The sequence below is a fragment of the Nocardia sp. NPDC004711 genome (genome assembly GCF_053601595.1).
In genome coordinates this window covers 1-25,057 of the sequence record NZ_JBSGCB010000056.1, presented here as the reverse complement: position 1 = coordinate 25,057, position 25,057 = coordinate 1, and the positions used below count along the sequence as shown (strand labels likewise).

Below are 25,057 nucleotides of genomic sequence, written 5' to 3'. Positions count from 1 at the left end.
GTCAGTACCGCAGCAGGTTCGCGTCGTCGACCGAGGTCGAGCGGCGGGCACGGAAGATGCTCATGATGATGGCCAGGCCGACCACGACCTCGGCGGCGGCGACCACCATGGTGAAGAAGGCGAACACCTGGCCGTCGAGGTTGCCGTGCGTGCGGGCGAAGGTGACGAAGGCCAGGTTCACCGCGTTGAGCATGAGCTCGATACACATGAACACCACGATGGCGTTGCGCCGCACCAGGACTCCGGCCGCGCCGATGGTGAAGAGCAGGGCCGAGAGATACAGATAGTTGTCCGGATTCACCGCAAGCCTTCCTCGTGGGAGTCTTTGCCGTCCTGGCTGCCGTTCGCGTCGGTGCCGTTGTGGCCGTTGCCGTTCCGGTGAGTGTCACTGCCATTGCCGACGGTGAGCACCACGGCTTCGGTGTGGGCCCGGTTGCGCCGGTGCCGCAGGATGGTGCTGACCGACAGCTCCTCGAAGGAGCCGTCCGGCAGTCGCGCGGGGGCGTCGACCGCATTGTGGCGGGCGTACACGCCGGGCGTCGGCAGCGGCGTGACCCGGGTGCCCTGGCGGAAGCGTTCCTTCGACAGTGTGCGCTGATCGGTGGGCGGCCCGAACTTCTCGCGGTGCGCGAGCACCATGGCGCCGATGGTGGCGGTGATGAGCAGCGAGCCGGTCAGCTCGAACGCCCACACGTAGCGAACGAAGATGAGTTCGGCCAGCGCCCCGATGCTGTAGTTGCCGCCCAGGCCGGGCCCGGTCTCGGCGACGCTCTTGCCGGACATCCCGTGCGCGATGCCGCCGATGAGCAGCATGCCGAAACCGATGCCCACCACGATGACCGCGAGCCGCTGCCCGCGCAGCGTCTCCCGCAGTGACTCGGCGGAATCCACGCCGACGAGCATGAGCACGAACAGGAACAGCATCATGACCGCGCCGGTGTACACGACGATCTGCACGATGCCCAGGAACAGCGCGCTCTGGGCGATGTAGAACGCGGACAGCGTGATCATGGTGGCGGCCAGGCACAGTGCCGAGTGCACGGCCTTGCGCGCGCACACCATGCCGAGCGCGCCCAGCACCGCGACCACGGCGAGGATCCAGAACTGCACCGCCTCACCGGTGGAGGTGTGGGTGACGATCTGCTGGGCCGGCTGGGACAGGTGGTCGATCATTGCTGCGCCCCTTCCGCTCCGGTGAGTTCGCCTGTGGCGCCCGGGACTTCACCGCGGTAGTAGGAGCCCTCGTCCGCGCCGGGATACATGGCGTGCGGCGGGGCGATCATGCCCGGCTGCATCGGCGCGAGGAGGTCCTGCTTCTCGTAGATGAGGTCGGCGCGATTGTCGTCGGCGAGCTCGTATTCGTTGGTCATGGTCAGTGCCCGGGTCGGGCAGGCCTCGATGCACAGGCCGCAGCCGATGCAGCGCAGATAGTTGATCTGGTAGACGCGGCCGTAACGCTCACCGGGGGAGAAGCGTGCCTCGTCGGTGTTGTCCGCGCCCTCGACATAGATGGCGTCGGCGGGGCAGGCCCACGCGCAGAGCTCGCAGCCGATGCACTTCTCGAGACCGTCCGGGTGCCGGTTGAGCTGGTGCCGGCCGTGATAGCGCGGCGCGGTCGGGGTTTTGACCTCGGGATACAGCTCCGTGTTCGGCTTCTTGAACATGGTCGAGGCCGTGACCAGGAAGCCGCCGAGCGGTTCCAGCAGACCGGCCTTCTCGGTGGCCGCCGGGGGCGCGGCGGGCATCGGCGGCACCGGGAAGTCCGAGTATGCCCGGGTGGAGTCCGGATCCGGCGAAGCCTTGGTGCGGTCGCCGCCCGCGTGCCCGGCCCGGATGACCAGCGCGAGCAGCACGACCGCGACCACGATCCCGCCGATCACCATGCCCGCGGTCTGGATGTGGGTCCCATTGTCCTGCAGCACCTTCAGCGTGGCGACGTACATGACCCAGGCCAGCGACACCGGGATGAGCAGCTTCCAGCCCAGGTTCATGAACTGGTCGTAGCGCAGTCGCGGCAGGGTGCCGCGCAGCCAGATGAACACGAACAGGAACGTCCACACCTTGGCGGTGAACCACAGCATGGGCCACCAGCCCGAGTTCGCGCCCGCCCACAGACTGATCGGGAACGGCGCGTGCCAGCCGCCGAAGAACAGCGTGGTGGCCAGCGCGGAAACCGTTGCCATGTTGATGTACTCGGCCATCATGAACATGGCGAACTTGAGCGAGGAGTACTCGGTGTGGAAGCCGCCGACCAGCTCGCCCTCGGCCTCGGGCAGGTCGAAGGGCGCCCGGTTGGTCTCGCCGACCATCGACACCGCGTAGATCAGGAACGACGGCAGCAGCAGGAAGACGTACCAGGTTCCGTTCTGCGCCTTGACGATTCCCGAGGTGGCCATGGTGCCCGAGAGCAGGAACACCGCCGCGAAGCACAGGGCCATCGCGATCTCGTAGGAGATGACCTGCGCGGTGGAGCGCAGGCCGCCCAGCAGCGGATAGGTGGAGCCCGACGCCCAGCCCGCCAGCACGATGCCGTACACACCGACCGAGGCCATGGCCAGGATGTAGAGCACGCCCACCGGCATATCGGTCAGCTGCAGCGCCGTGCGGTGCCCGAACATGCTGACCTGCGGCCCGAACGGGATCACCGCGAACGCCATCACGGCCGGGATGAGTGAGATCACCGGCGCGAGAATGAAAATGGGCTTGTCCACGATGACCGGGACGATGTCCTCCTTGAGAAGCATCTTGACGCCGTCGGCGATGGACTGCAGGCTGCCGCGCGGGCCGACCCGGTTGGGGCCGACGCGCATCTGCATGAAGGCCACGATCTTGCGTTCGGCGTACACCGCGAGCATCGGTATCAGCAGCAGGAAGACGAAGATGCCGATCGATTTGACCAGCACCAGCCACCAGGGGTCGTGGCCGAACATGGCGGTCACGTCAGCCCCGGAGGAGGCAGCCTGCGTAACCACGGAGGGGCCCGTGGCCGCCAAAATGGACACAGCCAGGTCACTCACGGTGGTCCTCCCGTCGGATGCGCACGAGGTGTCCGGGCGTGGTGCCGAGCTGCACCAGCACGTCGGAGCCGGGGGAATTCATGGGCAGCCACACCACGCGGTCGGGCATCTCGGTGATGACCAGGGGCAGGGTGATGTGGCCGTGATCGTTGCCGACCGTCACCGGATCGCCGGTGGTGGCGCCGATCTCGGCGGCCGTGTGCGCCGAGAGCCGCACCACCGGGGTGCGGGCGGTGCCGGCCAGATTGGGTTCGCCGTCCTGGAGGCGGCCGCGGTCGACGAGCATGCGCCAGGAGGCGAGCACCGCGGTGCCCGCATGCGGCTGGGCGATGGGGTGCGGGCGGTGCACCGGAGTCGCGGCGGGCGGGCCTTCCCACGCGCCCAGATCCGCCAATTCGGCTCGGGCACTGGCCACGTCGGCCAGGCCGAGCCGGATCCCCATGTCCGTGGCGATGGCGTCGAGCACCCGGTATTCGGGCATCGGCGCGGCCTCGCGGCGCACGGTGGCGTCACGCAGGGCGGCGTCGAACTGGCGGTGGCGGCCCTCCCAGGTGAGGAAGGTGCCGTTCTTCTCCATGGCCGAGGCGACGGGGAAGACGACGTCGGCGCGGTCGCTGATATCGCTGCGGCGCAGTTCCATCGACACCACGAAGCTCGCGGCATCGATGGCCGAAAGGGCCGCGTGCGGGTCGGGCAGGTCGCCGACCTCCACCCCCGCGATGAGCAGCGCGCCCAGTGCCGGGGCGGCGGCCAGGATGGCGCTGGTGTCGCGGCCCGGAGCCGCGGGCAGATCGTTGACATTCCACGCGTCCCGAACCTGCTGGCGCGCCGCGGAATCCGCGACGGGCCGCCCGCCCGGCAGGAGCACCGGAAGCGCGCCGGCCTCCAACGCGCCGCGCTCACCGGCACGGCGGGGGATCCACGCCAGGGTGGCTCCGGTCTCGTCGGCCAGGCGGGCGGCCGCGGACAGGCCACCCGGGATGCCGCCGAGACGTTCGCCGACCAGGATCAGGGCACCGGGCTGGCGCAGCAAGCCCGCGATCTCGCGCAAACCGGTGTATCCGGCGGTGGCGGCATCGGCCTCACCGGTGCGGATCTCCTCCAGCACATGCGGTTCCGAGCCGGGCGCGGTGAGCAGCAGGGTGCCGGACATGCGCTGCAGACCGCGGGTCAGGTAGGGGGCCAGCGAGTAGATCGGCGTGCCGTTCTTGCGGGCCGCCTTGCGCAGCCGCAGGTACACCATCGGCGATTCCTCTTCGGCCTCGAAGCCCGCGAGGAGCACGAACGGGGCGCGTTCGAGCGCCGCGTAGTCGACCGTGATGCCCTGTCCCGCAATGCGAGCCGCCAGGAAGTCGGCCTCCTCGCCCGAGTGCTCGCGGGCGCGGAAGTCGATATCGTTGGTGTTCAACGCGATTCGCGCGAACTTGGAGTACGCGTAGGCATCCTCGAGCGTGACGCGGCCGCCGATCAGCACACCGGCATTGCCGCGTGCCGACGCCAGTCCGCGCGCCGCGGCCCTGATCGCCTCGGACCAGGAGGCGGGCTGCAGCGTCCCGTCTTTCCAGCTGCGCACCATGGGCGTGGTGAGCCGGTCCGGTTCGGTGGCGTACGCGAACGCGAAACGGCCCTTGTCGCAGTTCCATTCCTCGTTGACCTGCGGGTCGTCACCGGCGAGGCGGCGCATGACCTTGCCGCGGCGGTGGTCGGTGCGCTGGGCGCAGCCCGAGGCGCAGTGCTCGCACACCGCCGGGCTGGACACCAGGTCGAAGGGCCGGGCGCGGAAGCGGTAGGTCGAGCCGGTGAGCGCGCCGACCGGGCAGATCTGCACGGTGTTGCCGGAGAAGTAGGAGTCCAACGGCTCCCCGGCGGCGATGCCGACCTGTTGCAGCGCACCGCGATCCATCAGTTCGATGAACGGGTCACCGGCCACCTGCTGGGAGAACCGGGTGCAGCGCGCGCACAGCACGCAGCGTTCCCGGTCCAGCAGGATGGCCGCCGACAGCGGAATCGGCTTGGGATAGGTGCGCTTCTCGCCGTCGAAGCGGGATTCGGCGCGGCCGGTGGACATGGCCTGGTTCTGCAGCGGGCATTCGCCGCCCTTGTCGCAGACCGGGCAGTCGAGGGGGTGGTTGATGAGCAGCAGCTCCATCACTCCCTCCTGTGCCTTGGCGGCGGCGGGGGAGGTCAGCTGGGTGTGGATCACCATGCCCTCGGCCACCGTCTGGGTGCAGGAGGCGACGGGCTTGCGCTGTCCCTCGATCTCGACCAGGCACTGCCGACAGGCGCCGACGGGATCGAGTAGTGGATGGTCGCAGAACCGCGGGATCTGGGTGCCGATGAGTTCGGCGGCCCGGATCACCAGGGTGCCGGCGGGCACGGCAACCGTTGTGCCATCGATGGTTACGGTCACCATGTCGGTGGGGGTCACCCCGCCGCCGGTCGTGGAGCTCACTGTCGAGGTCATCGCGCTCCTTCAGCCCAGACGGTGGACCGGGCCGGGTCGAACGGGCAGGCGCCGAGGCGGATGTGCTCGGCGTACTCGTCGCGGAAGTACTTCAGGGAGGAGAAGATCGGGCTGGCCGCGCCGTCGCCGAGGGCACAGAAGGACTTGCCGTTGATGTTGTCGGCGATGTCGGCGAGCTTGTCCAGATCGGTCTCGTGGCCCCGGCCGTTCTCCAGCCGCTGCAGCAGCTGGACCAGCCAGTAGGTGCCCTCGCGGCAGGGGGTGCACTTACCGCAGGATTCGTGGGCGTAGAACTCGGTCCAGCGCAACACCGCCCGCACGACGCAGGTGGTGTCGTCGAAGATCTGGAGGGCCTTGGTGCCGAGCATGGAACCCGCGGCCGAGACACCCTCGTAGTCGAGGGCAACGTCGAGGTGCTCGTCGGTGAAGATCGGGGTGGACGAACCGCCCGGCGTCCAGAACTTGAGGGCATGGTCGGCGCGGATGCCACCCGCGTAGGTCAGCAACTCCCGCAACGTGATTCCGAGCGGCGCTTCGTACTGCCCCGGTCGCGTCACGTGACCGGAGAGCGAGTAGATGGTGAAGCCCGGCGACTTCTCGGTGCCGAACGACCGGAACCAGTCCACGCCATGGGCGATGATGGACGGCACGGACGCAATGGATTCCACATTGTTGACCACGGTCGGGCAGGCGTAGAGACCCGCCACCGCCGGGAACGGGGGACGCAGGCGCGGCTGGCCGCGGCGGCCCTCGAGCGAATCCAGCAGGGCGGTCTCCTCACCGCAGATGTAGGCGCCCGCACCGGCGTGCACCACGATCTCGAGGTCGAAGCCGGAGCCCTGGATATCGCGGCCGAGATAGCCTGCGGCATAGGCCTGCTGGACCGCCGCCTGCAGGCGGCGCAGCACCGTCACCACCTCGCCGCGCACGTAGATGAAGGCGTGCGAGGCGCGAATGGCGTAGGCGGCGATGATGACGCCCTCGACGAGGGTGTGCGGGCTCGCCAGCATGAGCGGAATGTCCTTGCAGGTGCCGGGTTCCGACTCGTCGGCGTTGACCACCAGGTAGTGCGGCTTGGTGGTGCCGTCGGGTCCGGGGCCCTGCGGGATGAAGCCCCACTTCATGCCGGTGGGGAAGCCCGCGCCGCCGCGGCCGCGCAGGCCGGAGTCCTTCACCGTGGCGATGACCTCGTCCGGGTTCATGCGCAGCGCCTTCGGCAGTGCGCGGTACCCGCCCTGGCCGCGATAGGCCGCCAGGGTCCAGCCCTCCGGGTCCGCCCAGTGCTTGGAGAGGACTGGAGTCAGAGCGGTCGTCACTGCGCGCCTCCGTCGGTCGGCTTCTGTTCCGCGACATGCAGATCCCGTTCGGCGACATGCAGACCCGCGAGAGTGGCGGGTCCGGCGGCGCCGTCGGTGGCGCCGGGCCGCTGGTCCTCGTATCCGGCGAGAATGCGGGCGGTCTCGCGGAAGGTGCACAGCGGGATGCCGCTGCGCGATCCGGTCGCGGGTTCCCCGCGCCGCAGCGAATCCACCAGTCCTCTGGCCGATTCCGGGGTCTGATTGTCGAAGAACTCCCAGTTGACCATGACGACCGGCGCGTAATCGCAGGCCGCATTGCACTCGATGTGCTCGAGGGTCACCGCGCCGTCGGCGGTGGTCTCTCCGTGCGTGATTCCCAGGTGCTGCGTCAGCTCCGCGAGGATCTGATCGCCGCCCATGACCGCACACAGTGTGTTCGTGCAGACACCGACGTGATAGTCGCCGGTCGGCGTGCGCCGGTACATCGAGTAGAACGTGGCTACCGCGGTGACCTCGGCATCGGTCAATCCCAGCTGCTCGGCGCAGAATTCGATGCCGGTCCCGGAGACGTACCCCTCCACCGATTGCACCAGATGCAAAAGGGGAAGCAGTGCAGAACGCGGGTGGGGGTACCGGTCGATGATCTCGCGGGCCTCGAGTTGCAGACCCTCGCGCACCTTCTCCGGGTAGGGAATCGGCCGCGTGGTCAGGTTGAGCAGGATCTCGGTCATCGGTCGACACCACCCATCACGGGGTCGAGGGAGGCGACGGACGCGATCACGTCGGCCACCAGGCCGCCCTCGCACATCGCCGCCACCGCTTGCAGATTCGTGAAGGAGGGGTCGCGGTAGTGGACCCGGTAGGGCCGGGTGCCGCCGTCGCTGACCATGTGCACGCCCAGCTCGCCGCGCGGTGATTCGACCGCCACGTACACCTGGCCCGGCGGGACGCGCAGGCCCTCGGTCACCAGCTTGAAGTGGTGGATGAGCGACTCCATGGAGGTGCCCATGATCTTGCCGATGTACTGCGGCGAATTGCCGAGGCCATCCGGCCCGAGCTGCAGATCGGCAGGCCACGCAATCTTCTTGTCCTCCACCATGACCGGGCCCGGCCGCAGCCTGTCGAGGCACTGCTCGACGATCTTGACCGACTCCTTCATCTCGTTGACGCGGATGAGGTAGCGGCCGTAACAGTCGCAGCCGGTGTCGACCTGGACGTCGAACTCGTAGTTCTCGTAACCGCAGTAGGGCTGGGACTTGCGCAGATCGTGCGGCAGGCCGGTGGCGCGCAGTACCGGACCCGTGATGCCCAGCGCCATGCACCCGGTGAGGTCCAGGTAACCGACATTGCGGGTACGGGCCTTCCAGATGGGGTTCTGATTGAGCAGAAGTTCCATGTCCCGCAGGCGCTTCGGCAGCAGGTCCAGCAGCTCGCGCACCTTCTGCACGCCGTCGTCCGGCAGATCCTGGGCGATACCGCCGGGCCGGATGAAGGCGTGGTTCATGCGCAGACCGGTGATGGTCTCGAACACGTCCAGGATCAGCTCGCGTTCCCGGAAGCCGAACAGCATGGGGGTGAGCGCCCCCAGTTCCATGCCGCCGGTCGCCAGCGCGACCAGATGCGAGGAGATGCGGTTGAGCTCCATGAGCATCACCCGGATGACATTGGCGCGCTCGGGGATGTCGTCGGTGATGTCCAGCAGCTTCTCGACCGCCAGGCAGTACGCCGTCTCGTTGAAGAACGGCGACAGGTAGTCCATGCGGGTCACGAAGGTGGTGCCCTGCACCCAGCTGCGGTACTCGAGGTTCTTCTCGATGCCGGTGTGCAGATAGCCGATGCCGCAGCGGGCCTCGGTGACGGTCTCGCCCTCGATTTCGAGAATGAGCCGCAGCACCCCGTGCGTGGAGGGGTGCTGCGGGCCCATGTTCACGACGATGCGTTCTTCGGCGACCCCGTTCAGGGCAGCGGAGATCTCGTCCCAGTCGTTTCCCACCACGGTGACCGTGTGTTCGGGTCGTTCCTCGGTGTTGCGACGGGACTTGGCGTCGATGTCGTTCATCAGCTGTACGTCCTCCGCTCGTCGGGCGGCGGGATGCGCGCGCCCTTGTATTCGACCGGGATCCCACCGAGCGGATAGTCCTTGCGCTGCGGGTGGCCACGCCAGTCGTCGGGCATGGCGATGCGGGTCAGCGAGGGGTGACCGTCGAACAGGATGCCGAAGAAGTCGTAGGTCTCCCGCTCGTGCCAGTCCACGGTCGGATAGACCGTGTACAGCGAGGGCAGGTGCGGATCGTCGTCCGGCACCGAGACTTCCAGCCGCACCCGGCGGTTATGGGTGATGGAGTTGAGGTGATACAGCGCGTGCAACTCGCGCCCGGTTTCCTCGGGGTAGTGCGCGCCGCTGACACCCAGGCACAACTCGAAGCGCAGCGCTTCGGTGTCGCGCAGCGTCTTCGCCACCAGCACCAGGTGCTCGCGGCGGATGTGCAGGGTCAGCTCGCCGCGGAAGACGACGATCTTCTCCACGGCCACGTCGAACGTCTTCGCCAGTGCCAGGCGCAGATTCGCGATGATCTCGTCGAAGGCCGGACCGTAGGGCGCGGGCGTGCCGCCGGGCATGGCGACCGTGCGGACCAGCCGGCCGTAGCCGGAGGTGTCGCCGGTGCCGGAGACACCGAACATGCCCTTGCGGACGCCGATCACCTCGTCGGCGGGCTCGGCGGCTTCGGTTGTCTCCGGGGTGTTCTGAGTCGGTTCCACCGCCGCCTCCGGGGGGCTCTCCGTGCCGGTAGGTGCATCAAAGGTCATCGCAGCAGCCCCTTCAACTGAATGGTCGGGGTGCTGGCGAGCGCGGCGCGCTCGGCCTCGCGCACGGCTTCCTCGCGATTGACGCCGAGCGGCATCTCCTGAATCTTCTCGTGCAGCTTCAGGATCGCGTTCAACAGCATCTCCGGCCGCGGCGGGCAGCCGGGCAGATAGATGTCGACCGGCACGATGTGGTCGACGCCCTGCACGATGGCGTAGTTGTTGAACATGCCGCCCGAGGATGCGCAGACACCCATGGCCAGCACCCATTTCGGTTCGGTCATCTGGTCGTAGACCTGGCGCAGCACCGGGGCCATCTTCTGGCTCACCCGGCCCGCGACGATCATCAGATCGGCCTGGCGCGGCGAGGCGCGGAACGCCTCCATGCCGAAGCGGGCGATATCGAATCGCCCACCGCCGGTGGCCATCATCTCGATCGCGCAGCACGCCAGGCCGAACGTCGCCGGCCAGAGCGAACTCTTGCGCAGATAGCCGGCCAAATCTTCCACCGTGCTCAGCAGGAACCCGCTGGGCAGCTTCTCCTCGAGACCCATGTCGGACTACATCTCCCGGATCGGGACACCCCGTCTCGCACGGGGTGTGTCATTGGAAATCCCCTGTGCGCCAATCAATCCCAGCTGAGACCGCCGCGCCGCCACTCGTAGGCGTAGGCGACCGAGACGTTGAAGATGAACAACGCCATGGTGGCCAGTCCGAACACTCCGAGCGCGTCGAAGTGCACAGCCCACGGGTAGAGGAACACGATCTCGATGTCGAAGATGATGAACAGCATGGCGGTGAGGTAGTACTTCACCGGAAAGCGCTGGCCCGCAGCATTTCCCGGCCCGCCTGCGACAGCGTGGGGGGTGGGTTCGATACCGCATTCATAGGCTTCGAGCTTTGCCCGGTTGTAGCGTTTGGGGCCGATCAGGGCCGCCAGGAAAATGGAGAACACCCCGAACGCGGCGGCCACCGCGCCGAGCACCAGGGTCGGTACCTCGATATTCACAACAGCACTACCCCTCCTGCGAGCTGGACGACGCAATACGGACGGCAGCTGCCGAGGCGCGGGCTGACATCGTCGTCCGCCGGCCAGTCTCGTTCCCCGGGCACCGCTCAGCGACGGCACGGACCTTCGGGGAGTGAGGCGGCGGCTTCATTGATACCGATGCCCGCGCTCGTGTGAGCTACGGCACAGCCTACAACTCGGATGAGAAGATACATCACGATTCGCAATCGCGTTTGATCGAATTCGGAACGGTCTTTTATGACCGATCGGACGCAATCGCGAATGTCACGTGACATGGGTTTGCCCTGATCACGAGGGCGAACGAAGATCAGGCCGCGAAGCTATTACCGAGCACACCCAGGACAGCGTCGGTGAGCCGTATGGGGTCGATGGGGTGGGGCACCGCGGCCTCGGCGCGCGACCAATTGGCCAGCCAGGCATCGTCCGGGCGGCCGGTCAGCACGACGATCGGCGGGCAGTCCGCGATCTCGTCCTTGAGCTGCTTGGCCAGGCCGAGACCACCCTCCGGGGCCGACTCGCCATCGAGGATCAGCAGATCCAGATTGCCGGCGTCCACGCGCTCGAGGGCGACCGGCCCGGTCGCCACCTCGAGATATTCGATGGGCGGCAGATCCGGGTGCGGCCGTCTGCCCAGCGCCAGCATCACCTGGCTCCGGGTATCGGCGTCATTGCTGTAGACGAGGACCCGCACCACGGCGGGACGTTTCGCATCGGCCACGTTCCGCATGCTACGTCCCTGGTGGGGGAGCGCGGGGCAGCTTCGCCCGAAGTCGCGCGCGCGTCGCGGAATCGCCTGTCGTGTACTACGTCGATGGCCGATTGTTCGTAATTCGCGACCGGTACCATCCAGCGAATGAGGGGATCCATCACGCAGCGCCTCATCGAAACCGACGCGTGGACCGACGGGTTGGCGGGGCAGGCGGGGGCCCGGGTGAGATGAGCACGCGGGTCGAGGTGGTGCCGGGCAGCCACCTGGTGGCCAGTGCGGACGGTGTGGTCGTGGTTGTCGCACACCGGGATTCGCGGCCGCTGACCGCCGAATCCGACGCCGTGGCGGTGCTGGACAAGCTGCTGGATCTGGTTGCCGAGGCGTCGCCGCGGGAGACCCGGCGGACCGGGCGGACCTTCGCCCGGCTGGTCAGCACCTGGCTGATGGCTCGCGACGACGAGGAGAAGGTCGAATTCGGGGTGCTCACGCCGGGCACCCGCGGGCTGGCCGTATTCCTGCACGGGCAGGTCACCGCGATCCTGGAGGGTGGGCAGGGCCGCGAGGTACTGCACGGGCGCGACGCGGGATTCAGCGTCGACCGGGTGGTCAGCCCCGTGCCCGCGCGGGCTGCGGCGGTGTTCGTGGACGACGGCGAGCCGCGGGCGACATTGCCGCCTCCGGGTGTTTTCGCGTTGCGCGATGGGCGGGTGACCGGATCCGGGGCGGTGATGTGGCGGGAGGACGCACCCGATACGCCGGTCGATGGAGTGTCGGCGGGAGCACGCAGTTCCTGGGCGCGCACGAATCCTGATCGCCGCGTGCGGCAATCGAGACGCAATGGGCAGCAGGCCAACGAGCCCGCAAAGCCGGGGGACGCCGCGTCCGGCAGTGCAGGCAAGAATGCACCACGTGCCACTCGGATCGGGGTCGTCGTGCACGGATACGATTGCGCGCGTGGGCATCTCAACGATCCGCGCGTGCCCCTCTGTGCGGTGTGCGGCATTCGGATGGAGCCGGTGACCTGTGTGCTCACCGAGGGCATCCGGCCGCCACTGGGTGTGCTGCTGCTCGATGACGGGACCTCGTATGCGCTCGACAGCGATCTGGTGATCGGGCGGGAGCCGGAACGATCCGACCAGGTGCGGCGCGGTGCGCAGGCGATTCGGATCCCCGACACCTCCGGCGGCATGTCGCGGGTGCACGCCGAGATCCGGCTCGTGGGGTGGGACGTGCTGGTGATGGACCGCGGCTCGGCCAACGGCACTCACATTCGCCCGCCGGGCCGTCCGGATTGGGTGCGCGCGGCGCCCGGGCGACCGACAGTGTTGAAACCGAGCAGTCAGCTACTTCTTGGCGGCCGGGTATTCACCTTCGATTCTTCGATCAATCCGAGCTCCCAACCCCCAGAAAGCCCGAGAATCTAGTCCGATCCGGCAGACTTTCAGCGCAGCGATACGGCAGATAGTGCCAGTTGGCAAATATTTAGATAACCCTGTTGTCGGAAGATGGCACGCGGATCTCGATACCCACGCATCCGGTTAGGCATCGAATCGCAATCTTTGCTGGTCACGCCCGGTTATCAGCGGCATCCTAGTAACCACGGATAGTCCCGAGCGTTGGGCGGTGGACACATGCGAATCTCCGAAATACTGCGCCGGAAGGGCAGCGGCGTGGTCACGATTGCACCGGATGCATCAGTGCGTGAACTGCTCAGAGTTCTGGCGACCCACAATGTGGGCGCGGTGATCGTCTCGCGAGACGGTGCCGCCATGTCGGGCATCGTCTCCGAACGAGACATCGTGCGCCGGCTCCATGACCAAGGCGCCGCACTCCTCGACGCCTCCGTCTCCTCGATCATGACCGCCGCCGTGCACACCTGCTCGCCGGACGATCGCGTGGAAACCCTCAACGCCACCATGACCGAGCACCGGATCCGCCACCTCCCGGTCCTCCGCGATGGCCGGATGATCGGCATCGTCAGCATCGGAGACGTCGTCAAGAGCCAGATCTCCGAACTCGAAACCGAGCGCGAAGCCCTGGTCAAGTACCTGCAGCACGGCTGACGGATAAACACACTCGTTTCACCCGACTGCCTGCCCGATACGATCGAATCGATTCGTCGTATCGAGGAAAGGCCCTGCGCCCGTGCAGTCCGAAAACCCAACGCCTGACGACACTCTGGGCGATTTCACCAAGCGCACCATTGCACTGGAAGGCGCGGACAAGACCGTCTATGTGGCAGGCAGCGGGCCGGCGGTGATCGTCATGCCGGAGATGCCCGGCATCAGCCCCGACGTGCTGCGCTTCGCACGGTGGGTCCGCGACGCGGGCTTCACCGTCTACGTGCCCTCACTGTTCGGTGTGGACGGCGCGTACCCGACGGTCGAACTGGGCGACCCGATCGCACGGAAGACCTGCGTCAGCAAGGAGTTCCGAGCCTTCGCCGGCGGCGGCACCAGCCCCGTCGCAGTATGGCTGCGCGCCCTGGCCCGCCTGGCCCACGCGGAATCCGGCGGCCCCGGCGTCGGCGCGGTGGGCATGTGCTTCACCGGAAACTTCGCACTCACCATGACTCTCGAACCCGCGGTCATCGCCCCCGTCATCAACCACCCGTCCCTCCCGCTCGACGACCCCGCCGGCCTCGAGCTCTCCCCGGAGGACGCGACCGCCATCGCCGCCCGCTTCGAACGCGACGACCTCCGCGCCCTCGCCTACCGCTTCGACAACGACAAATGGTGCACCGGCCAGCGTTTCGCCGCTTACACGCAACTCCTCGGCGACCGCTTCGACGGCCGAGTCCTCTCCGGCACCCACGCCAACCCCAACCCCCCACCCTTCTTCCAGCACATCGTCCAAACCCCCCACAGCGTCGTCACCGCTCACCTCGTCGACGAGCAAGGCCACCCCACCCTCCAAGCCCGAGACGAAATCCTCACCTACCTCCACACCCGCCTCCACCCCGAACCCCCCGCGTAACCGCCCTCAGCCGCCGAAGTCTCCGACCCGCCGCGTTCCGAATGGCGCAACACCACACGCCGACCAGGCGATCCGCACTGACGAGCTCGTCTATTCAACTGAATGTCATCCTGCTGCCCCCGACGACAGCACCTTCGCCTACCAGGTCTCGGATGCCTTCACTGAATTGCCGGGGCCTCAGTAGCTTTCGTGTCGAGAACAACGGATGGCGGCGGCTCGACCCTCACCGGCGTTTCTTGAGCCTTCCCTTTGGCGTCTTCAGTGTCTGTTCGGCTTTCCGCGCAAAGTCGCCCTCCGATTCGCGGCGGTGCCTCCGCAGCGCCACGTCCACTGGTTCTGCGCCGACGATACGGAGATGCACTCCCGGTAGACCTTTGTGCGCGCCGTGCTTGGACATGCGGGTCACCACCGCGTCCCCGACGCGCAGGGGTTTGTTGAAGTTCGTCGGGACATAGGCCAGGACCTGCATCGGAGCAGCGCCAGGTCTGTCGTAGGGCGTGAGGGAAACCACCCGAGGCAACGGCGACTTGTTCGGGCGATCGGTGGACGCAGGTTCCCGGGTAGGACCGACGTCGGTCACCACAAACGTCCTGTCCGGCCATTTCTTCCGTCGTGTCGCCACGTACCCGAGCGCAGCCGAATGATACGAGTGACCAGAAACTGCGAGCTTGACGGCATTTTCACCTTCACCGCGAAGCTTCTGGCTGCTTCTACTCATTGCCCTCACCTTCCCGCGAGTCGTCTGCGGGTAACGGCGTGCCCGCAGCTGTGCTGAACCCAGTTGAGCAGGGGACGTATCCGCTGCTCAGCATGCCATCACGCAGGGCCGACCGAGGCCGAACCCCGGTAAATCCGCCATGTGCCGGGCACCCCCCCACCTGATCGTGCTGATTGATCCGTTCCAGTAGGGCATCGCGGTCAAGATCCTCGGCCTCACCGCCGCCGCACCCGGCCTGCTCCACTACGCGTGGGCGCAGTTCCCGCGGCCGTCCGACCGGCCGAGTGGTGGTCGTGGCCGCCTCCGCATAGCGGCGAGGGCGGCGAAGACGACGTGCTCGCGGGCGATCTCGTATTCGCGCACGGTGACCGGGCCCCACCAGCGCAGCGCGTCGACCACTGCGTCCACCCGGCACCGACATCGCCCGCCGCTTCCTCGATCGAGTGGTGGATATACTTTCCGAGGGAAGGTGGCCGCGCCTGGTTCGACGCGCCCACCGGGTCTTATTTCCTCCTTGCTCGTTAGGCAGTCGCTCACACAGCGGCCCGACCTTCGATGGAGAGGAATTAATATGCGCGCCATCCAGATTGAACAGTTCGGCGACCCCGCGCAGGTGCTCCGCGTCGTCGACATCGAGGAGCCGCCGCCACCGGGTCCGCATGAGGTTCTGTTGAGCGTTGAGATCTCGCCGTTGAACAAGCACGACCTGCTGGTTGTCACCGGCATGCTGGCGCGACCACCCCTGCCTCACATACCGGGCGCAGAGGGCGTCGCGCGCGTGCTTGCCACTGGCGCCGAGGTCGATGGACTTCAAGTCGGCGATCTGGTCGTGCTACCCCTGTATGCCGGTGCGTGGCGTGAGCGGCTCGTCGTGCCCGCCGACGGCCTGTTCGCACTCCCCGCCGGCGGCAACATCGAGCAGTACTCGATGCTGGGCAGCAACCCCCCGACGGCAGGGTTGATGCTCAGCGAGGTCACCCCCATGCAGCCCGGTGACTGGGTGGTTCAGAACGCCGCGAACTCCGGTGTGGGACGGTCATTGATCGGGCTGGCCAAACTTCGTGGACTGAAGACGATCAACCTGGCCCGTGACGAGGCGACGTTCGCCGAGCTCACAGCAGCCGGGGCCGACGTGGTCCACGTCGACGACCCCGATGCGGTCGGCGATGTTCGAGCAGTGATCGGCGATGCGCGAGTGGCGCTGGCAGTGGAAGCCGTCGGTGGTCCGGGGGTGGCGCGGCTGCTCGAATTGCTGTCCGACGGTGGATGGTTGGTCAGCTATTCCTGGGCCAGGAACGAACCCATGTGGGTCGACACCTCGGCACTGGTCGGCAAGCACCTCACCGTCCGCGGATTCTTTGTCGGCGACTTCGACTACCACGACAAGGTGGTGCCCGTCATTCGTGAGGCGGCACCGCTGGTGGCCGACGGCGCCCTCGTTGTCCCCGTGGCGGCCGTGTACCCCCTCGAGCACATCCAGGACGCGGTGCAACATCTCCTCCGTGGCGGCAAGATCCTGCTGAAAGTGGCGGGGTGATGATGGCGACGAGCGCGACCTCGGCACGGTGCGTCGGCAAGATGTTTACGTGACCAACCGACTTGACGCCCGGGCATCGCGCGGAACAGGGCCCGAACACCGCGGATCCTTGCGATCGGGCCAACCTCCGCCCATTCCGCCGCCTTGTCGGGCGTCCGGACTGGTGAGGTCGCCCCTTCGACTGTCGCGGATTATTGCGTGTCTCTAGGCATCTCGGGAACTGGTGGAGCTGAGCCAGTTATGCGGTGATCGCAGCAACTGGGTCGTGGAGTTGCATGACCAGCTGTCGAACGATGGATGGGGCTGCCGTGAGGTCGCCTTCGATCCGAAGTTTGCCGCTGTCTGTTGCGAGTTCGCGGCGGTGTTCGGAGGCGGCGATGGCTTCCGGGTTGCCCGCCCAGGCTTGCCTGGAAAGCTCATGGTGCGTGACGTAGTCGGCGACGATTCGGATGTCGGCGTATTCGACAGAGCCGCCGCCGACCTCGAGCTCGTTGTCGCGGATGCGGATGAACCAGCTCAGTGTTCCGGCGGGCGTGTTGGCCCTGCCGGGTGGTGGGTTCGTCAGGTCTTCACAGATGCAGAAATCGAGGGAATCGAGATCGTGGCCGTCCAGTAGATCCGCGATGATCACGGCGACGGCATCGAGCCACTCCAGGCTCACGTATCCGAACTTGCGGGTGGGTGCCATCTTCCGAATGTTTCCATGCAACGGCCCGCTGATCTTGTGGTGATCTGTGGGGTTCCGGTGGCAATCGCGCGAAAAGAGCGAAGTGGTCGCCGGGGTCGGTGTCCGGCTGCGGGTGCGCGTGGAAATCGCCACCGGCCGCGCATTAGGGTCTGACCGCATGGCAGTGCTCTCGCGTCCCATCAGAAGCCTGGCAGTCGTACTCGGTGTGGCCGTTGCGATTCCGATGCTCGCGACCCTGGCCTTCGCGGCCATCGGCCACCCCGAATGCGCGACCATCCCGGAAGATGTGGGCCCCTGCGGATACTGGGCCCGCGTGGGGGAATACGGGCCGTTCATCATGCTGTGGGGAACGGTCGTCACCGCAGGCTTCGGGTTGACGGTGTGGCTGGTGGTCGTCGGTGTGCTGAGTCTCTTCGCAGCGCTACGGCCTCGCCGCGAGTAGATAGCCGCGCGCCTTCGCCCGGTGGCTCATTCCGCCCGGCACTCCGGCTGACAGGGGATCTCGGTAGCGGAGCGGTCGACACACCCGGGCTCGATTGAGCGAATGAACAGTGGGTGAACCATGATCGAGTGGTGTTGTGTTGTCCGATGGGTATAGGTGGGTCGCGAACGTTGATATCTAAAGCGAATAACCGGGCGGCGCACCGCATCTCGATCGGATTCGGGGGACCGTTGTGAGACCCCGCTTCGCACGCAGCGTGTTTCTGCGGGGAGCGCTCGGAATCGCGGTCGCCGGTGTGGGTTTCGCCGGAACCACCCGACTGCCCGCCTCCGACGCGGCGCCCGCCGCAGGCTCCTCCGACGGCACCACCGGCTCCTCGGACAGCGCCGCCGGCTCCAGCACCGGCAGTGCCGACCCGAAATGGCGTGCGTTGCAGGACAAGCTGCACGGCCGGGTGATACTGCCCGGCGATCTCGGATACCCGATGGCCAAAGAGGTCTTCAACACTCGCTTCGACGACGAGATGCCCACGGCCATCGTGCAGGTCGCGGATGCCGCCGATGTGGCCACGGCCTTCGGCTTCGCGGCCGAGAACGATCTCGAGGTCGCCGCGCGGGCCGGCGGGCATTCCTACGCCGGCGTCTCCACTGCGACCGGCACACTGATTGTCGACGTCCGGCGGCTGCGCGGCGTCCGAGTCGAGGCCGGACAGGCCGTCATATCACCGGGCCACACCCTGTACGAGGTCTACGGGGAACTCGACCGGTCCGGGCAGAGTCTGCCGACGGGCATGTGTCCCAGCGTCGGCGTCGCGGGTCTCACCATGGGCGGCGGGTTCGGCTTCGAATCCCGTGCCTACGGCCTCACCTGTGATCGGCTGACCGCCGCCACCCTGGTCCTGCCCGACGGCACCATCACCGAGGTGTCCGCCACCGCCAGCCCGGACCTGTTCTGGGCGCTGCGTGGCGGCGGCTCGCTGTTCGGCATCGTCACCTCGCTGACCTTCGACACCATTCCGGCCACCGCGAAAGACGTGGTGCGCCTGACCTTCTCGGGCGAGAACGCGGATCGCGTCATCGGCGGCTGGCAGGAGTGGCTGCGCGGCGCCGACCGTGAGCAGTGGGCCGATGTCAGCCTGGACGCCGACGGCGAGGGCGGTCTCCGCTGCTGGATGCAGCTGGTCTGCCCAGCGGGTTCGGCCGATACGGTGACGGCCGCGCTCACCGATGCGATCGGCGTCGCGCCCACCAACATCGATCCCCGCACCCTCAGCCATATGGACACCGTTCTGTATCTGGCAGGCGGCACGGCGGATCAGCCGCGCGTCGCCTTCACCAACGGCTCCGATATCGTCTCGGACATCACCCCCGACACCATCGGCCGGGTGCTCGAGGCCATCACCCGGTTCTCCAGCGTCGGCGGCACCGGCTGGGTGCAGATCAACACCCTCGACGGCGCGATCCGCGACCTGTCGCCCACCGCCACCGCTTTCCCCTGGCGCGACCACGCCGCCATGGTGGAATGGGGTGCCTACGAACCGATTCCGCACGACGCCGCGATGGCCTGGCTCTCCGACGCCCACGCCACCCTCGCCCCCGATTCGGTCGGCGCGTACGTCAACTACCTGGAGCCCGGCGATCCGCTGTCCCGCTACTACGGCGACAACCACACCCGCCTGTCCGAGCTCCGCGATCGTGTGGACCCGGACAATCGGATCCGTTCCGTCCTGACCTCCTGACCACGCGCCCGACGGTGACCGGGCACAGGGGGAGTGCTGCCAGACGTCGCCTCGCCGAGCGGGGCGACGCTACTGGTCGAGGGCCTCGATGAGGGTGTGGAGGCCGGATTTGACGGACTCGCGCTGGGCCGGGGTGAGGGATTCGAGGGCGCCGGCGAAGCGCTGGATGCGGGCGGAGGTGAGGCCGGTGACGAGGTTGTGGGCGGCGGCCGTGGCGGTGAGGAGTTGGGCCCGGCCGTCTTCCGGGTCGGCGTCCCGGGTCAGGTAGCCGCCCTTTTCCAAGCCCGTCACTATGCGGGACATGGTTGGGGCGCTGACCCGTTCGATATTGGCGAGGTCGCCGAGGCGGAGGGGGCCGGAGCGGGCGACGGTCGCCAGGGCCGAGGCCGCCCCGGGGCTGAGGGCCCCGAGGTCGCCGGAGTGGCGCAACAAGCGTAGGAGGCGGCCGATCGAGTGGTACAGGTCGGCAGCTTCGGTGAGCTGGTCGGGGTCGGCGACGCTCGTGGGCTCGGGCAGCGTGATCTCCTCCGGTCAGATTCCCTCGCGGACGGCTTCCCGCAGTTCGGCAGCCTCGTCCGGGACGGTGGGGCTACCGGCGAACCACGAGGCCACCGCGCCGATCAGCATCATAATCGCGGCTCCCAGGAAGACCACGACCAGACCCGAGTGGAACGGGCCGGAGATCAAGTGCGGGAAGAACTCCTGGCCCGTGAGGACGTCCTTGTGCACGCCCGGGTGGTCCAGGATGCCGGTCGGGCCCAGCAGCGCCTCGATCGGATTCACACCGAGGAAGGCCGCGAACAGGCTGCCGACCGGCGGCAGACCGGAGATGTTCTCCGCGACATTGGCGGGCACACCCTGCGCCTGCAGACCCGAATTCATCGCGCTCGGCAGCGTATTGGACAGGCCGATGATCATGAGCGAGAAGAACACACCGATCGACAGCGCCATACCGCCATTGAGCAGCGTGCCGCGCATGCCGGACGCGACACCGCGCTGCGACGCCGGCACCGCGGACATGACCTCGGCGGTGTTGGGCGAGGCGAACATGCCCGAGCCCAGGCCGTTGAGCGCGATGACCACCGCGAACGCCCAGTAGGGGAAGTCCACCGGCAACACCACCAGCAGCACGAACGTCACCGCGGTGATCGCCATGCCGAGGGTCGCGAACAGCCGCGGGCCGTAGAGGTCGGACAGCTTGCCCGAAACCGGCCCGGCCACAAGGAATCCCACCGTCAGCGGCAGCAGGTAGACGCCCGCCCACAGCGGCGTGGACTCGTAGTCGAAGCCGTGCAGCGGCAGCCAGATGCCCTGCAGCCAGATGATCAGCATGAACTGCAGACCGCCACGGCCCAGCGACGACATCAGGCCGGCCAGGTTACCGAGCCCGAACGCTCGGACCTTCAGCAGCGACAGGTGGAACATCGGCTGCTCCACCTTGGTCTCGATCCAGCAGAACAGCGCGAGCACCGCGATACCGCCGAACACCGCGGCCAGCACCCACGGGTTGGACCAGCCGGTATTCGAATCCCCGTACGGCTGAATGCCATAGGTGATGCCGGTGAGCAGAGCGGTCAGTCCGACCGCGAAGGTGACGGTGCCCGGAATGTCGAGCGAGCCCGCGTTGCGCTGACCGTTGTCGTGCAGCGACCGGTACGACCACACGGTCCCGAGAATGCCGAACGGCACGCTCACCCAGAACACGGCCTTCCAGTCCCACTGCGCCAGCAGGCCGCCCAGCAGCAGGCCCAGGAACGAACCGGCCACGGCCGCAACCTGATTGATGCCGAGCGCGAAGCCGCGCTGGGCGGCGGGGAACGCGTCGGTGAGGATGGCGGCCGCGTTGGCCATGAGCATGGCGCCGCCGATTCCCTGGAACACACGCCATCCGATGAGCCACACCGCGCCGCCGCCGTGGGTGAACGGATCGAACGAGAGCGCGACGGCCGCGATCGTGAAGATCACGAACCCGTAGTTGTAGATCTTGACGCGGCCGACCATGTCGCCGAGCCGCCCGAACATGACCACCAGCACCGCGGACGCGAGCAGGAAGCCCATCATCATCCACAGCAGGTAGCTGACATTGCCCGCCGCGAGCGGGTTGAGATCGATGCCCCGGAAGATGTCGGGAAGCGAGATGATCACGATCGAGGAGTTGATCGTGACCATGAGCATGCCCAGGGTCGTATTCGACAGGGCTACCCACTTGTAGTGCGGGTGGTCATGCTCGATTCGGAGTCGCCTCCGAATGGTCTGGACATCACCGGTATCCAAACCGGTGGTTGGGGCCGCAGCCATCAGAGCCTCCCGCAAGTCAACGAACGAACAGCGCCTAAATATAGTTGCATGCCGCTAACTAATGAAATCGTGTGATGGCTCACTCACCGGAATCGCCTGCCGCGCCCGGCCCACTTCGGCACCCGCCCGTAACCGATGAGCGCTCCGCCACCGACAGGATCGGGCGCGTCGCGTCGAGGGTGAGAGGACCGGGCGTGCTGAGGTCGCGAGACGGCGCGGGCATGCGGCCGAGTGTGTGAGAAAGGTCCGACAAGGGTTGTTGGACAACCCGACTGCTCAATACGTTTCTCGGACGTCCCGAAGTTGTTGCGGTGCTGCGGATTTCGCGCGGCACCCGAACTGTATGAGAACCGTTTACCGAACGCGAGCGTGAATCGACAAGGGAGGCGGCTTCGGTGTCGATGTCCGTCGGGTCGACGGGGTGGCCAGGTCGACACGCTGTGCTGTGACACCGCCTGGCCGGTGGCACCGTCTAGGCTTGCCGAACGGTATCCCTCCCGTGTGGGTTTGTTCCTGTGCTGTCGAGTCGCCTATCGTCGCGAACCGGAAGGCTCCAGGCATGCGACGTTCGTTCACCGGCGCCGTGGCCGCTATGGCCGCGGCAAATCTGGCCGTGGTAGGCCTGTGTACCGGTGGCGCCGGACTCGGCCGCGCCCAGCCGCCCGGTGCGGAGGTCTCCGGTGGGGGAGTCCATCTGACGGCGTCGGTCGGCAGCATCGAGGCGAACCCGCCCGGTGACCGGACGCCGAACTACCTCATGACGTTCTCGCATGCCGCGCAGATGTCCGGCGATTACTCGGTCACCGTCGACGGCGGCCAGATCAGGTCCGGACGGGCGGTCGCGGGATTCATCCTCGGCTGCGGGATCAGTGTGGACGGCGGCTTCGGTGTCGAGATCGGCACCGATCAAGGGCTGGGAGTCAGGATTCTCCCCTTGGTCGGCCTGCCCAGCGCCTCGGTCATCCTGCCCGGTACGAGCCGGCCCAGTGTCGGCGGGACTCTGGGCGCCGGCGAAGGCGTGTTCGCGAACTTGGGACCCGGCCAGGTCACTATTGCGAGAACGGAGACGGCCCGCCTGGATGCCACCACGACGTTCCCGCATCGCATCGCGTTCAACAATGCCCCGCTGAGTATCGCCCAATGCGCCTCGCCGGTGTCGGCCGTCCCTTTCGTCACCACCACGGTGAGCACCCCCGTGGGACTCGCGCAGACCACCGCCTACGGCGACCAGTTCACCTTCTGACCCGGCCGAATCGGGTCCTACGAGCCAGATCCTGTACCGGCTGGCCAGGCTCGTCTGCGGGCCCGACGGTGCAGGTAGCATGGGCTGCGCCCGCGCGTGTGGGGTGCGCAGTTCGCACCATGCCGCGCTGCGGGGTATCTGCTGCAAGTTCGGTTCTTCTCCGGATCTTCCCGACCACGTGAGGAGTTCGACGATGACGACTGTGGCACCAGCCAGTAACTGGCCTCTCATGCTCGGCAGCGCAGCGGTGTTTCCCGCCCGGGACGGCGGTCTGAGCGCACCGTTCATCTTGGTGGGCGACTCGGACATGACGGCCGCCGATCCCGGTGCCTTCGCTCGGCAACTCGACAGCCCGAGGTACTCGTTCCGGGAGGCGCTCCGCGCCGCCGGCGCCGATTTGATCCTGGTGTCGCTGGGCGGTAGCGACACTCTCGACGGCGCCGCCCACCGCAGTGTGCTCGAGGTCCTGTTCCGCGCGATCGGCGACCGACTGGGCTCGACTCCGTTCACGGTGTGCGGGATCGGGCGCGGAGCCCTGCAACTGCGCTACACCCTGGCCAGGTGCGAGTGCGACCGCATCGACCACCAGACCGGTCAGTTCGTGTCCTACTCCGGCACTACCCCGACCGGCGCAGAGGCCGACGCGCTGAACGAGGTCGGCTGCTGGCCGGTCATACCCCGGAGACTCGAGGTCGCAGGCCCCGGCATCACCGCGGACAGTTTCGACTACGAGAACAGCGCCTTCGACGACCTCATCACGGGCGCGGCAGCCAACCGGGACCCGCTGTTCACCGAAGAACTGGGCACCCACATCATCGAACAGACCGTCGACCTATAGGACCTGCGCCCAGCGTGTGCCGGATCGGTAACCATCCGGACAAACACCGGGCCCGTTCGGCAAACGCTCGCCTTCACCACGCAAGGCGAGCGTTTGTCGTTCCCTTCCTTCTGGAGCAGCGTGTCTACCAGCAGCGATGCAGGCGCCGCCCTACCCGGCCCGCGAGCGAGTGGTACTCGATCGGAGCCACTCGATCACCTGCTCGGCGTGGCGGTCGGGCGGGAAGACCGGGTAGAAGACGTGCTCGACGACCCCGTCTCGGACGACGAGAGTCAGGCGCTTGTAGAGGTCGCGGCCGCCCGACTCGAAGGTGGGAAGCGATAGTTCGGCGGCCAGGTGGAAGGAGGTGTCGCAGAGCAATCCGAACGGAAGGTTCAGGCGGTCGACGACCTCGCGCTGATAGTCGGTGTCCTGACTGGACAGTCCGAATACCCGGGCGGCGCCGGCTGCCAGCAGTTCAGTGTGATGGTCGCGGAAGCCGCACGCCTCCGGGGTACAGCCACGTGCGCCGGGGATCTCGTTCCACCCGAGGGGTATGTCGGTATCGGGCCGGCCGGTGAGCGGGTAGAGGTAGATGATCGTCCGCCCTGCGGGCAGCGCGGCCAGATCAACCTTCGTCCCGTCCGTGCAGTCGAGCACGAGTGCGGGCAGTCTCGTGCCGGGCAGATGTGCTGCCGCGCCGTCGTCCTCGGGCACGGGCAGGTCCGACGGCAGTGTGAAGAGGTCGGTCACAGGTGGTGCGACCCGGCTGTGGCGATAGGCGGCGTCGCGCAATCGAGCCGTGAGCGCGCCCCTGCGTACATTCAAAGCGGTGATGCGCGAGTCGATTTCATCGATGGCCCGCTGGTACTTCGCCAGCGATGCCGGGCAATCATCGACGTGCTCGCCGCCCGAGGCGAGGCATTCGAGAAACGGCCGCGTCTCATCGACCGGAATCCCGAGTCGGCTCAGCTCCTTGAGCTCATACACGAGCCGCGCGTCGTACTCGGAGTACTCGCGGTAGCCGTTGCCGGAACGGCCCGGGGAGATCAAACCCATTGCCTCGTAGCGTCGAATCGCCTTCGGGCTCACCTTCGCCAGCTGCGCAACCTGCCCTATTCTCACCCGCAGACGATAAACGTTGCCCCCAGGGACAAGGTCAAGCGTGCCGACGGACCGCGTGGTCAAGTCCCGGGGCGTGGTGTAACTGGGGTGGTCACCGCATGATCCGGAATGGGGTCAGGCGGTGAGTTCTGCTGGTGCTGGGTCCTCCTGTT

The 25,057-nt window shown here is 67.3% G+C and carries 25 protein-coding genes; 8 read left to right on the top strand and 17 right to left on the bottom strand.

All coding sequences use genetic code 11. The features are described 5' to 3' along the window. Position 1 precedes the first annotated feature (1 nt). The 11 genes from nuoK to ACWEKS_RS38945 form a co-directional block, all read right to left on the bottom strand. On the bottom strand, positions 2-301 hold the full coding sequence (gene nuoK / locus ACWEKS_RS38995; protein ID WP_357010729.1) for an NADH-quinone oxidoreductase subunit NuoK: 300 nt from the start codon (positions 299-301) through the stop codon (positions 2-4). Beyond that, positions 298-1,173 carry an NADH-quinone oxidoreductase subunit J gene (locus ACWEKS_RS38990; RefSeq protein ID WP_452344749.1) on the bottom strand — a complete coding sequence of 292 codons (876 nt, stop codon included), beginning with the start codon at positions 1,171-1,173 and terminating at the stop codon, positions 298-300. The genes nuoK and ACWEKS_RS38990 overlap by 4 nt, the downstream gene beginning before the upstream one ends. Then, a complete protein-coding gene (nuoH, locus tag ACWEKS_RS38985) occupies positions 1,170-2,930 on the bottom strand; it encodes an NADH-quinone oxidoreductase subunit NuoH (RefSeq protein ID WP_452344779.1) in 1,761 nt (586 codons plus the stop codon). Before nuoH ends, ACWEKS_RS38990 begins: the two co-directional genes overlap by 4 nt. A gap of 79 nt (positions 2,931-3,009) precedes the next feature. After that, entirely contained in the window at positions 3,010-5,481 is a 2,472-nt protein-coding gene (locus tag ACWEKS_RS38980; RefSeq protein WP_452344748.1) for an NADH-quinone oxidoreductase subunit G, read from the bottom strand. Continuing rightward, the gene (nuoF, locus tag ACWEKS_RS38975; RefSeq protein ID WP_452344747.1) at positions 5,478-6,797 is read right to left on the bottom strand and encodes an NADH-quinone oxidoreductase subunit NuoF; all 1,320 of its coding nucleotides are present in this window, start codon (positions 6,795-6,797) and stop codon (positions 5,478-5,480) included. Before nuoF ends, ACWEKS_RS38980 begins: the two co-directional genes overlap by 4 nt. Continuing rightward, entirely contained in the window at positions 6,794-7,510 is a 717-nt protein-coding gene (nuoE, locus tag ACWEKS_RS38970) for an NADH-quinone oxidoreductase subunit NuoE (protein ID WP_452344746.1), read from the bottom strand. The genes nuoF and nuoE overlap by 4 nt, the downstream gene beginning before the upstream one ends. Continuing rightward, positions 7,507-8,838, bottom strand: a complete 1,332-nt coding sequence (gene nuoD / locus ACWEKS_RS38965) for an NADH dehydrogenase (quinone) subunit D (protein WP_452344745.1) — start codon at positions 8,836-8,838, stop codon at positions 7,507-7,509. The genes nuoE and nuoD overlap by 4 nt, the downstream gene beginning before the upstream one ends. Continuing rightward, positions 8,838-9,587 (bottom strand): NADH-quinone oxidoreductase subunit C, encoded by a 750-nt coding sequence (locus tag ACWEKS_RS38960; protein WP_452344744.1) that lies wholly within the window; start codon positions 9,585-9,587, stop codon positions 8,838-8,840. The genes nuoD and ACWEKS_RS38960 overlap by 1 nt, the downstream gene beginning before the upstream one ends. Next, on the bottom strand, positions 9,584-10,138 hold the full coding sequence (locus ACWEKS_RS38955; protein WP_326311010.1) for a NuoB/complex I 20 kDa subunit family protein: 555 nt from the start codon (positions 10,136-10,138) through the stop codon (positions 9,584-9,586). The genes ACWEKS_RS38960 and ACWEKS_RS38955 overlap by 4 nt, the downstream gene beginning before the upstream one ends. A gap of 74 nt (positions 10,139-10,212) precedes the next feature. Beyond that, positions 10,213-10,593, bottom strand: coding sequence for an NADH-quinone oxidoreductase subunit A (locus ACWEKS_RS38950; protein ID WP_452344743.1), 381 nt, complete (start codon positions 10,591-10,593; stop codon positions 10,213-10,215). Positions 10,594-10,921: 328 nt separating this feature from the next. Then, on the bottom strand, positions 10,922-11,341 hold the full coding sequence (locus ACWEKS_RS38945; protein WP_452344742.1) for an Rv3143 family two-component system response regulator: 420 nt from the start codon (positions 11,339-11,341) through the stop codon (positions 10,922-10,924). Between the two features lie 209 nt (positions 11,342-11,550). Here ACWEKS_RS38945 and ACWEKS_RS38940 point away from each other — a divergent pair, with 209 nt between their 5' ends. From ACWEKS_RS38940 to ACWEKS_RS38930, 3 genes are all read left to right on the top strand, one after another. Continuing rightward, entirely contained in the window at positions 11,551-12,747 is a 1,197-nt protein-coding gene (locus ACWEKS_RS38940; protein WP_452344741.1) for an FHA domain-containing protein, read from the top strand. Between the two features lie 207 nt (positions 12,748-12,954). Next, positions 12,955-13,386: a CBS domain-containing protein gene (locus ACWEKS_RS38935; RefSeq protein ID WP_354832789.1), complete on the top strand. Its 432-nt coding sequence runs from the start codon at positions 12,955-12,957 to the stop codon at positions 13,384-13,386. Between the two features lie 82 nt (positions 13,387-13,468). After that, positions 13,469-14,299, top strand: a complete 831-nt coding sequence (locus ACWEKS_RS38930; RefSeq protein ID WP_452344740.1) for a dienelactone hydrolase family protein — start codon at positions 13,469-13,471, stop codon at positions 14,297-14,299. 223 nt (positions 14,300-14,522) lie between these two features. On the opposite strand, the gene ACWEKS_RS38925 is transcribed toward ACWEKS_RS38930, so the two are convergent. Together ACWEKS_RS38925 and ACWEKS_RS38920 are read right to left on the bottom strand one after the other, a co-directional pair. After that, positions 14,523-15,017 (bottom strand): hypothetical protein, encoded by a 495-nt coding sequence (locus tag ACWEKS_RS38925; RefSeq protein WP_452344739.1) that lies wholly within the window; start codon positions 15,015-15,017, stop codon positions 14,523-14,525. A 243-nt stretch (positions 15,018-15,260) separates the two neighbouring features. Beyond that, entirely contained in the window at positions 15,261-15,425 is a 165-nt protein-coding gene (locus tag ACWEKS_RS38920) for a hypothetical protein (RefSeq protein WP_452344738.1), read from the bottom strand. A gap of 163 nt (positions 15,426-15,588) precedes the next feature. Here ACWEKS_RS38920 and ACWEKS_RS38915 point away from each other — a divergent pair, with 163 nt between their 5' ends. Then, a complete protein-coding gene (locus ACWEKS_RS38915) occupies positions 15,589-16,554 on the top strand; it encodes a zinc-dependent alcohol dehydrogenase family protein (protein ID WP_452344737.1) in 966 nt (321 codons plus the stop codon). Between the two features lie 238 nt (positions 16,555-16,792). Here the strand turns inward: ACWEKS_RS38915 and ACWEKS_RS38910 are convergent, their stop codons facing one another. After that, complete coding sequence (locus tag ACWEKS_RS38910) at positions 16,793-17,422, bottom strand: hypothetical protein (RefSeq protein WP_452344736.1); 630 nt, start codon at positions 17,420-17,422, stop codon at positions 16,793-16,795. Between ACWEKS_RS38910 and ACWEKS_RS38905 the strand changes: the two genes are divergently transcribed. Next, the gene (locus ACWEKS_RS38905; protein WP_452344735.1) at positions 17,400-17,684 is read left to right on the top strand and encodes a hypothetical protein; all 285 of its coding nucleotides are present in this window, start codon (positions 17,400-17,402) and stop codon (positions 17,682-17,684) included. The two genes, ACWEKS_RS38910 and ACWEKS_RS38905, sit on opposite strands and share 23 nt — an antisense overlap. Positions 17,685-17,940: 256 nt before the next feature. Further along, on the top strand, positions 17,941-19,422 hold the full coding sequence (locus ACWEKS_RS38900; RefSeq protein WP_452344734.1) for an FAD-binding protein: 1,482 nt from the start codon (positions 17,941-17,943) through the stop codon (positions 19,420-19,422). A 69-nt stretch (positions 19,423-19,491) separates the two neighbouring features. Here the strand turns inward: ACWEKS_RS38900 and ACWEKS_RS38895 are convergent, their stop codons facing one another. Together ACWEKS_RS38895 and ACWEKS_RS38890 are read right to left on the bottom strand one after the other, a co-directional pair. Then, entirely contained in the window at positions 19,492-19,854 is a 363-nt protein-coding gene (locus ACWEKS_RS38895; RefSeq protein WP_379428619.1) for a MarR family winged helix-turn-helix transcriptional regulator, read from the bottom strand. A 99-nt stretch (positions 19,855-19,953) separates the two neighbouring features. Next, positions 19,954-21,720: an MFS transporter gene (locus ACWEKS_RS38890; RefSeq protein ID WP_452344733.1), complete on the bottom strand. Its 1,767-nt coding sequence runs from the start codon at positions 21,718-21,720 to the stop codon at positions 19,954-19,956. Between the two features lie 559 nt (positions 21,721-22,279). Between ACWEKS_RS38890 and ACWEKS_RS38885 the strand changes: the two genes are divergently transcribed. Both ACWEKS_RS38885 and ACWEKS_RS38880 read left to right on the top strand, forming a co-directional pair. Beyond that, entirely contained in the window at positions 22,280-22,963 is a 684-nt protein-coding gene (locus ACWEKS_RS38885; RefSeq protein ID WP_452344732.1) for an MspA family porin, read from the top strand. A gap of 193 nt (positions 22,964-23,156) precedes the next feature. Then, complete coding sequence (locus tag ACWEKS_RS38880) at positions 23,157-23,801, top strand: hypothetical protein (RefSeq protein WP_452344731.1); 645 nt, start codon at positions 23,157-23,159, stop codon at positions 23,799-23,801. Positions 23,802-23,951: 150 nt separating this feature from the next. On the opposite strand, the gene ACWEKS_RS38875 is transcribed toward ACWEKS_RS38880, so the two are convergent. After that, positions 23,952-24,905, bottom strand: a complete 954-nt coding sequence (locus tag ACWEKS_RS38875) for a redoxin family protein (RefSeq protein WP_452344730.1) — start codon at positions 24,903-24,905, stop codon at positions 23,952-23,954. Positions 24,906-25,057: the final 152 nt, after the last annotated feature.

Excerpts from the sequence above, each read along its gene's own strand:
- ACWEKS_RS38945 (WP_452344742.1), bottom strand. The coding sequence starts at position 11,341 with ATGCGGAACGTGGCCGATGCGAAACGTCCCGCCGTGGTGCGGGTCCTC.
- ACWEKS_RS38890 (WP_452344733.1), bottom strand. The coding sequence starts at position 21,720 with ATGGCTGCGGCCCCAACCACCGGTTTGGATACCGGTGATGTCCAGACC.
- nuoD (WP_452344745.1), bottom strand. The coding sequence starts at position 8,838 with ATGAACGACATCGACGCCAAGTCCCGTCGCAACACCGAGGAACGACCC.
- ACWEKS_RS38885 (WP_452344732.1), top strand. The coding sequence starts at position 22,280 with ATGCGACGTTCGTTCACCGGCGCCGTGGCCGCTATGGCCGCGGCAAAT.
- ACWEKS_RS38955 (WP_326311010.1), bottom strand. The coding sequence starts at position 10,138 with ATGGGTCTCGAGGAGAAGCTGCCCAGCGGGTTCCTGCTGAGCACGGTG.
- nuoH (WP_452344779.1), bottom strand. The coding sequence starts at position 2,930 with ATGTTCGGCCACGACCCCTGGTGGCTGGTGCTGGTCAAATCGATCGGC.
- ACWEKS_RS38910 (WP_452344736.1), bottom strand. The coding sequence starts at position 17,422 with ATGGGACGCGAGAGCACTGCCATGCGGTCAGACCCTAATGCGCGGCCG.
- ACWEKS_RS38990 (WP_452344749.1), bottom strand. The coding sequence starts at position 1,173 with ATGATCGACCACCTGTCCCAGCCGGCCCAGCAGATCGTCACCCACACC.
- ACWEKS_RS38905 (WP_452344735.1), top strand. The coding sequence starts at position 17,400 with ATGGCAGTGCTCTCGCGTCCCATCAGAAGCCTGGCAGTCGTACTCGGT.
- ACWEKS_RS38935 (WP_354832789.1), top strand. The coding sequence starts at position 12,955 with ATGCGAATCTCCGAAATACTGCGCCGGAAGGGCAGCGGCGTGGTCACG.
- ACWEKS_RS38960 (WP_452344744.1), bottom strand. The coding sequence starts at position 9,587 with ATGACCTTTGATGCACCTACCGGCACGGAGAGCCCCCCGGAGGCGGCG.
- ACWEKS_RS38880 (WP_452344731.1), top strand. The coding sequence starts at position 23,157 with ATGACGACTGTGGCACCAGCCAGTAACTGGCCTCTCATGCTCGGCAGC.
- ACWEKS_RS38915 (WP_452344737.1), top strand. The coding sequence starts at position 15,589 with ATGCGCGCCATCCAGATTGAACAGTTCGGCGACCCCGCGCAGGTGCTC.
- ACWEKS_RS38925 (WP_452344739.1), bottom strand. The coding sequence starts at position 15,017 with ATGAGTAGAAGCAGCCAGAAGCTTCGCGGTGAAGGTGAAAATGCCGTC.
- nuoE (WP_452344746.1), bottom strand. The coding sequence starts at position 7,510 with ATGACCGAGATCCTGCTCAACCTGACCACGCGGCCGATTCCCTACCCG.
- ACWEKS_RS38940 (WP_452344741.1), top strand. The coding sequence starts at position 11,551 with ATGAGCACGCGGGTCGAGGTGGTGCCGGGCAGCCACCTGGTGGCCAGT.
- ACWEKS_RS38980 (WP_452344748.1), bottom strand. The coding sequence starts at position 5,481 with ATGACCTCGACAGTGAGCTCCACGACCGGCGGCGGGGTGACCCCCACC.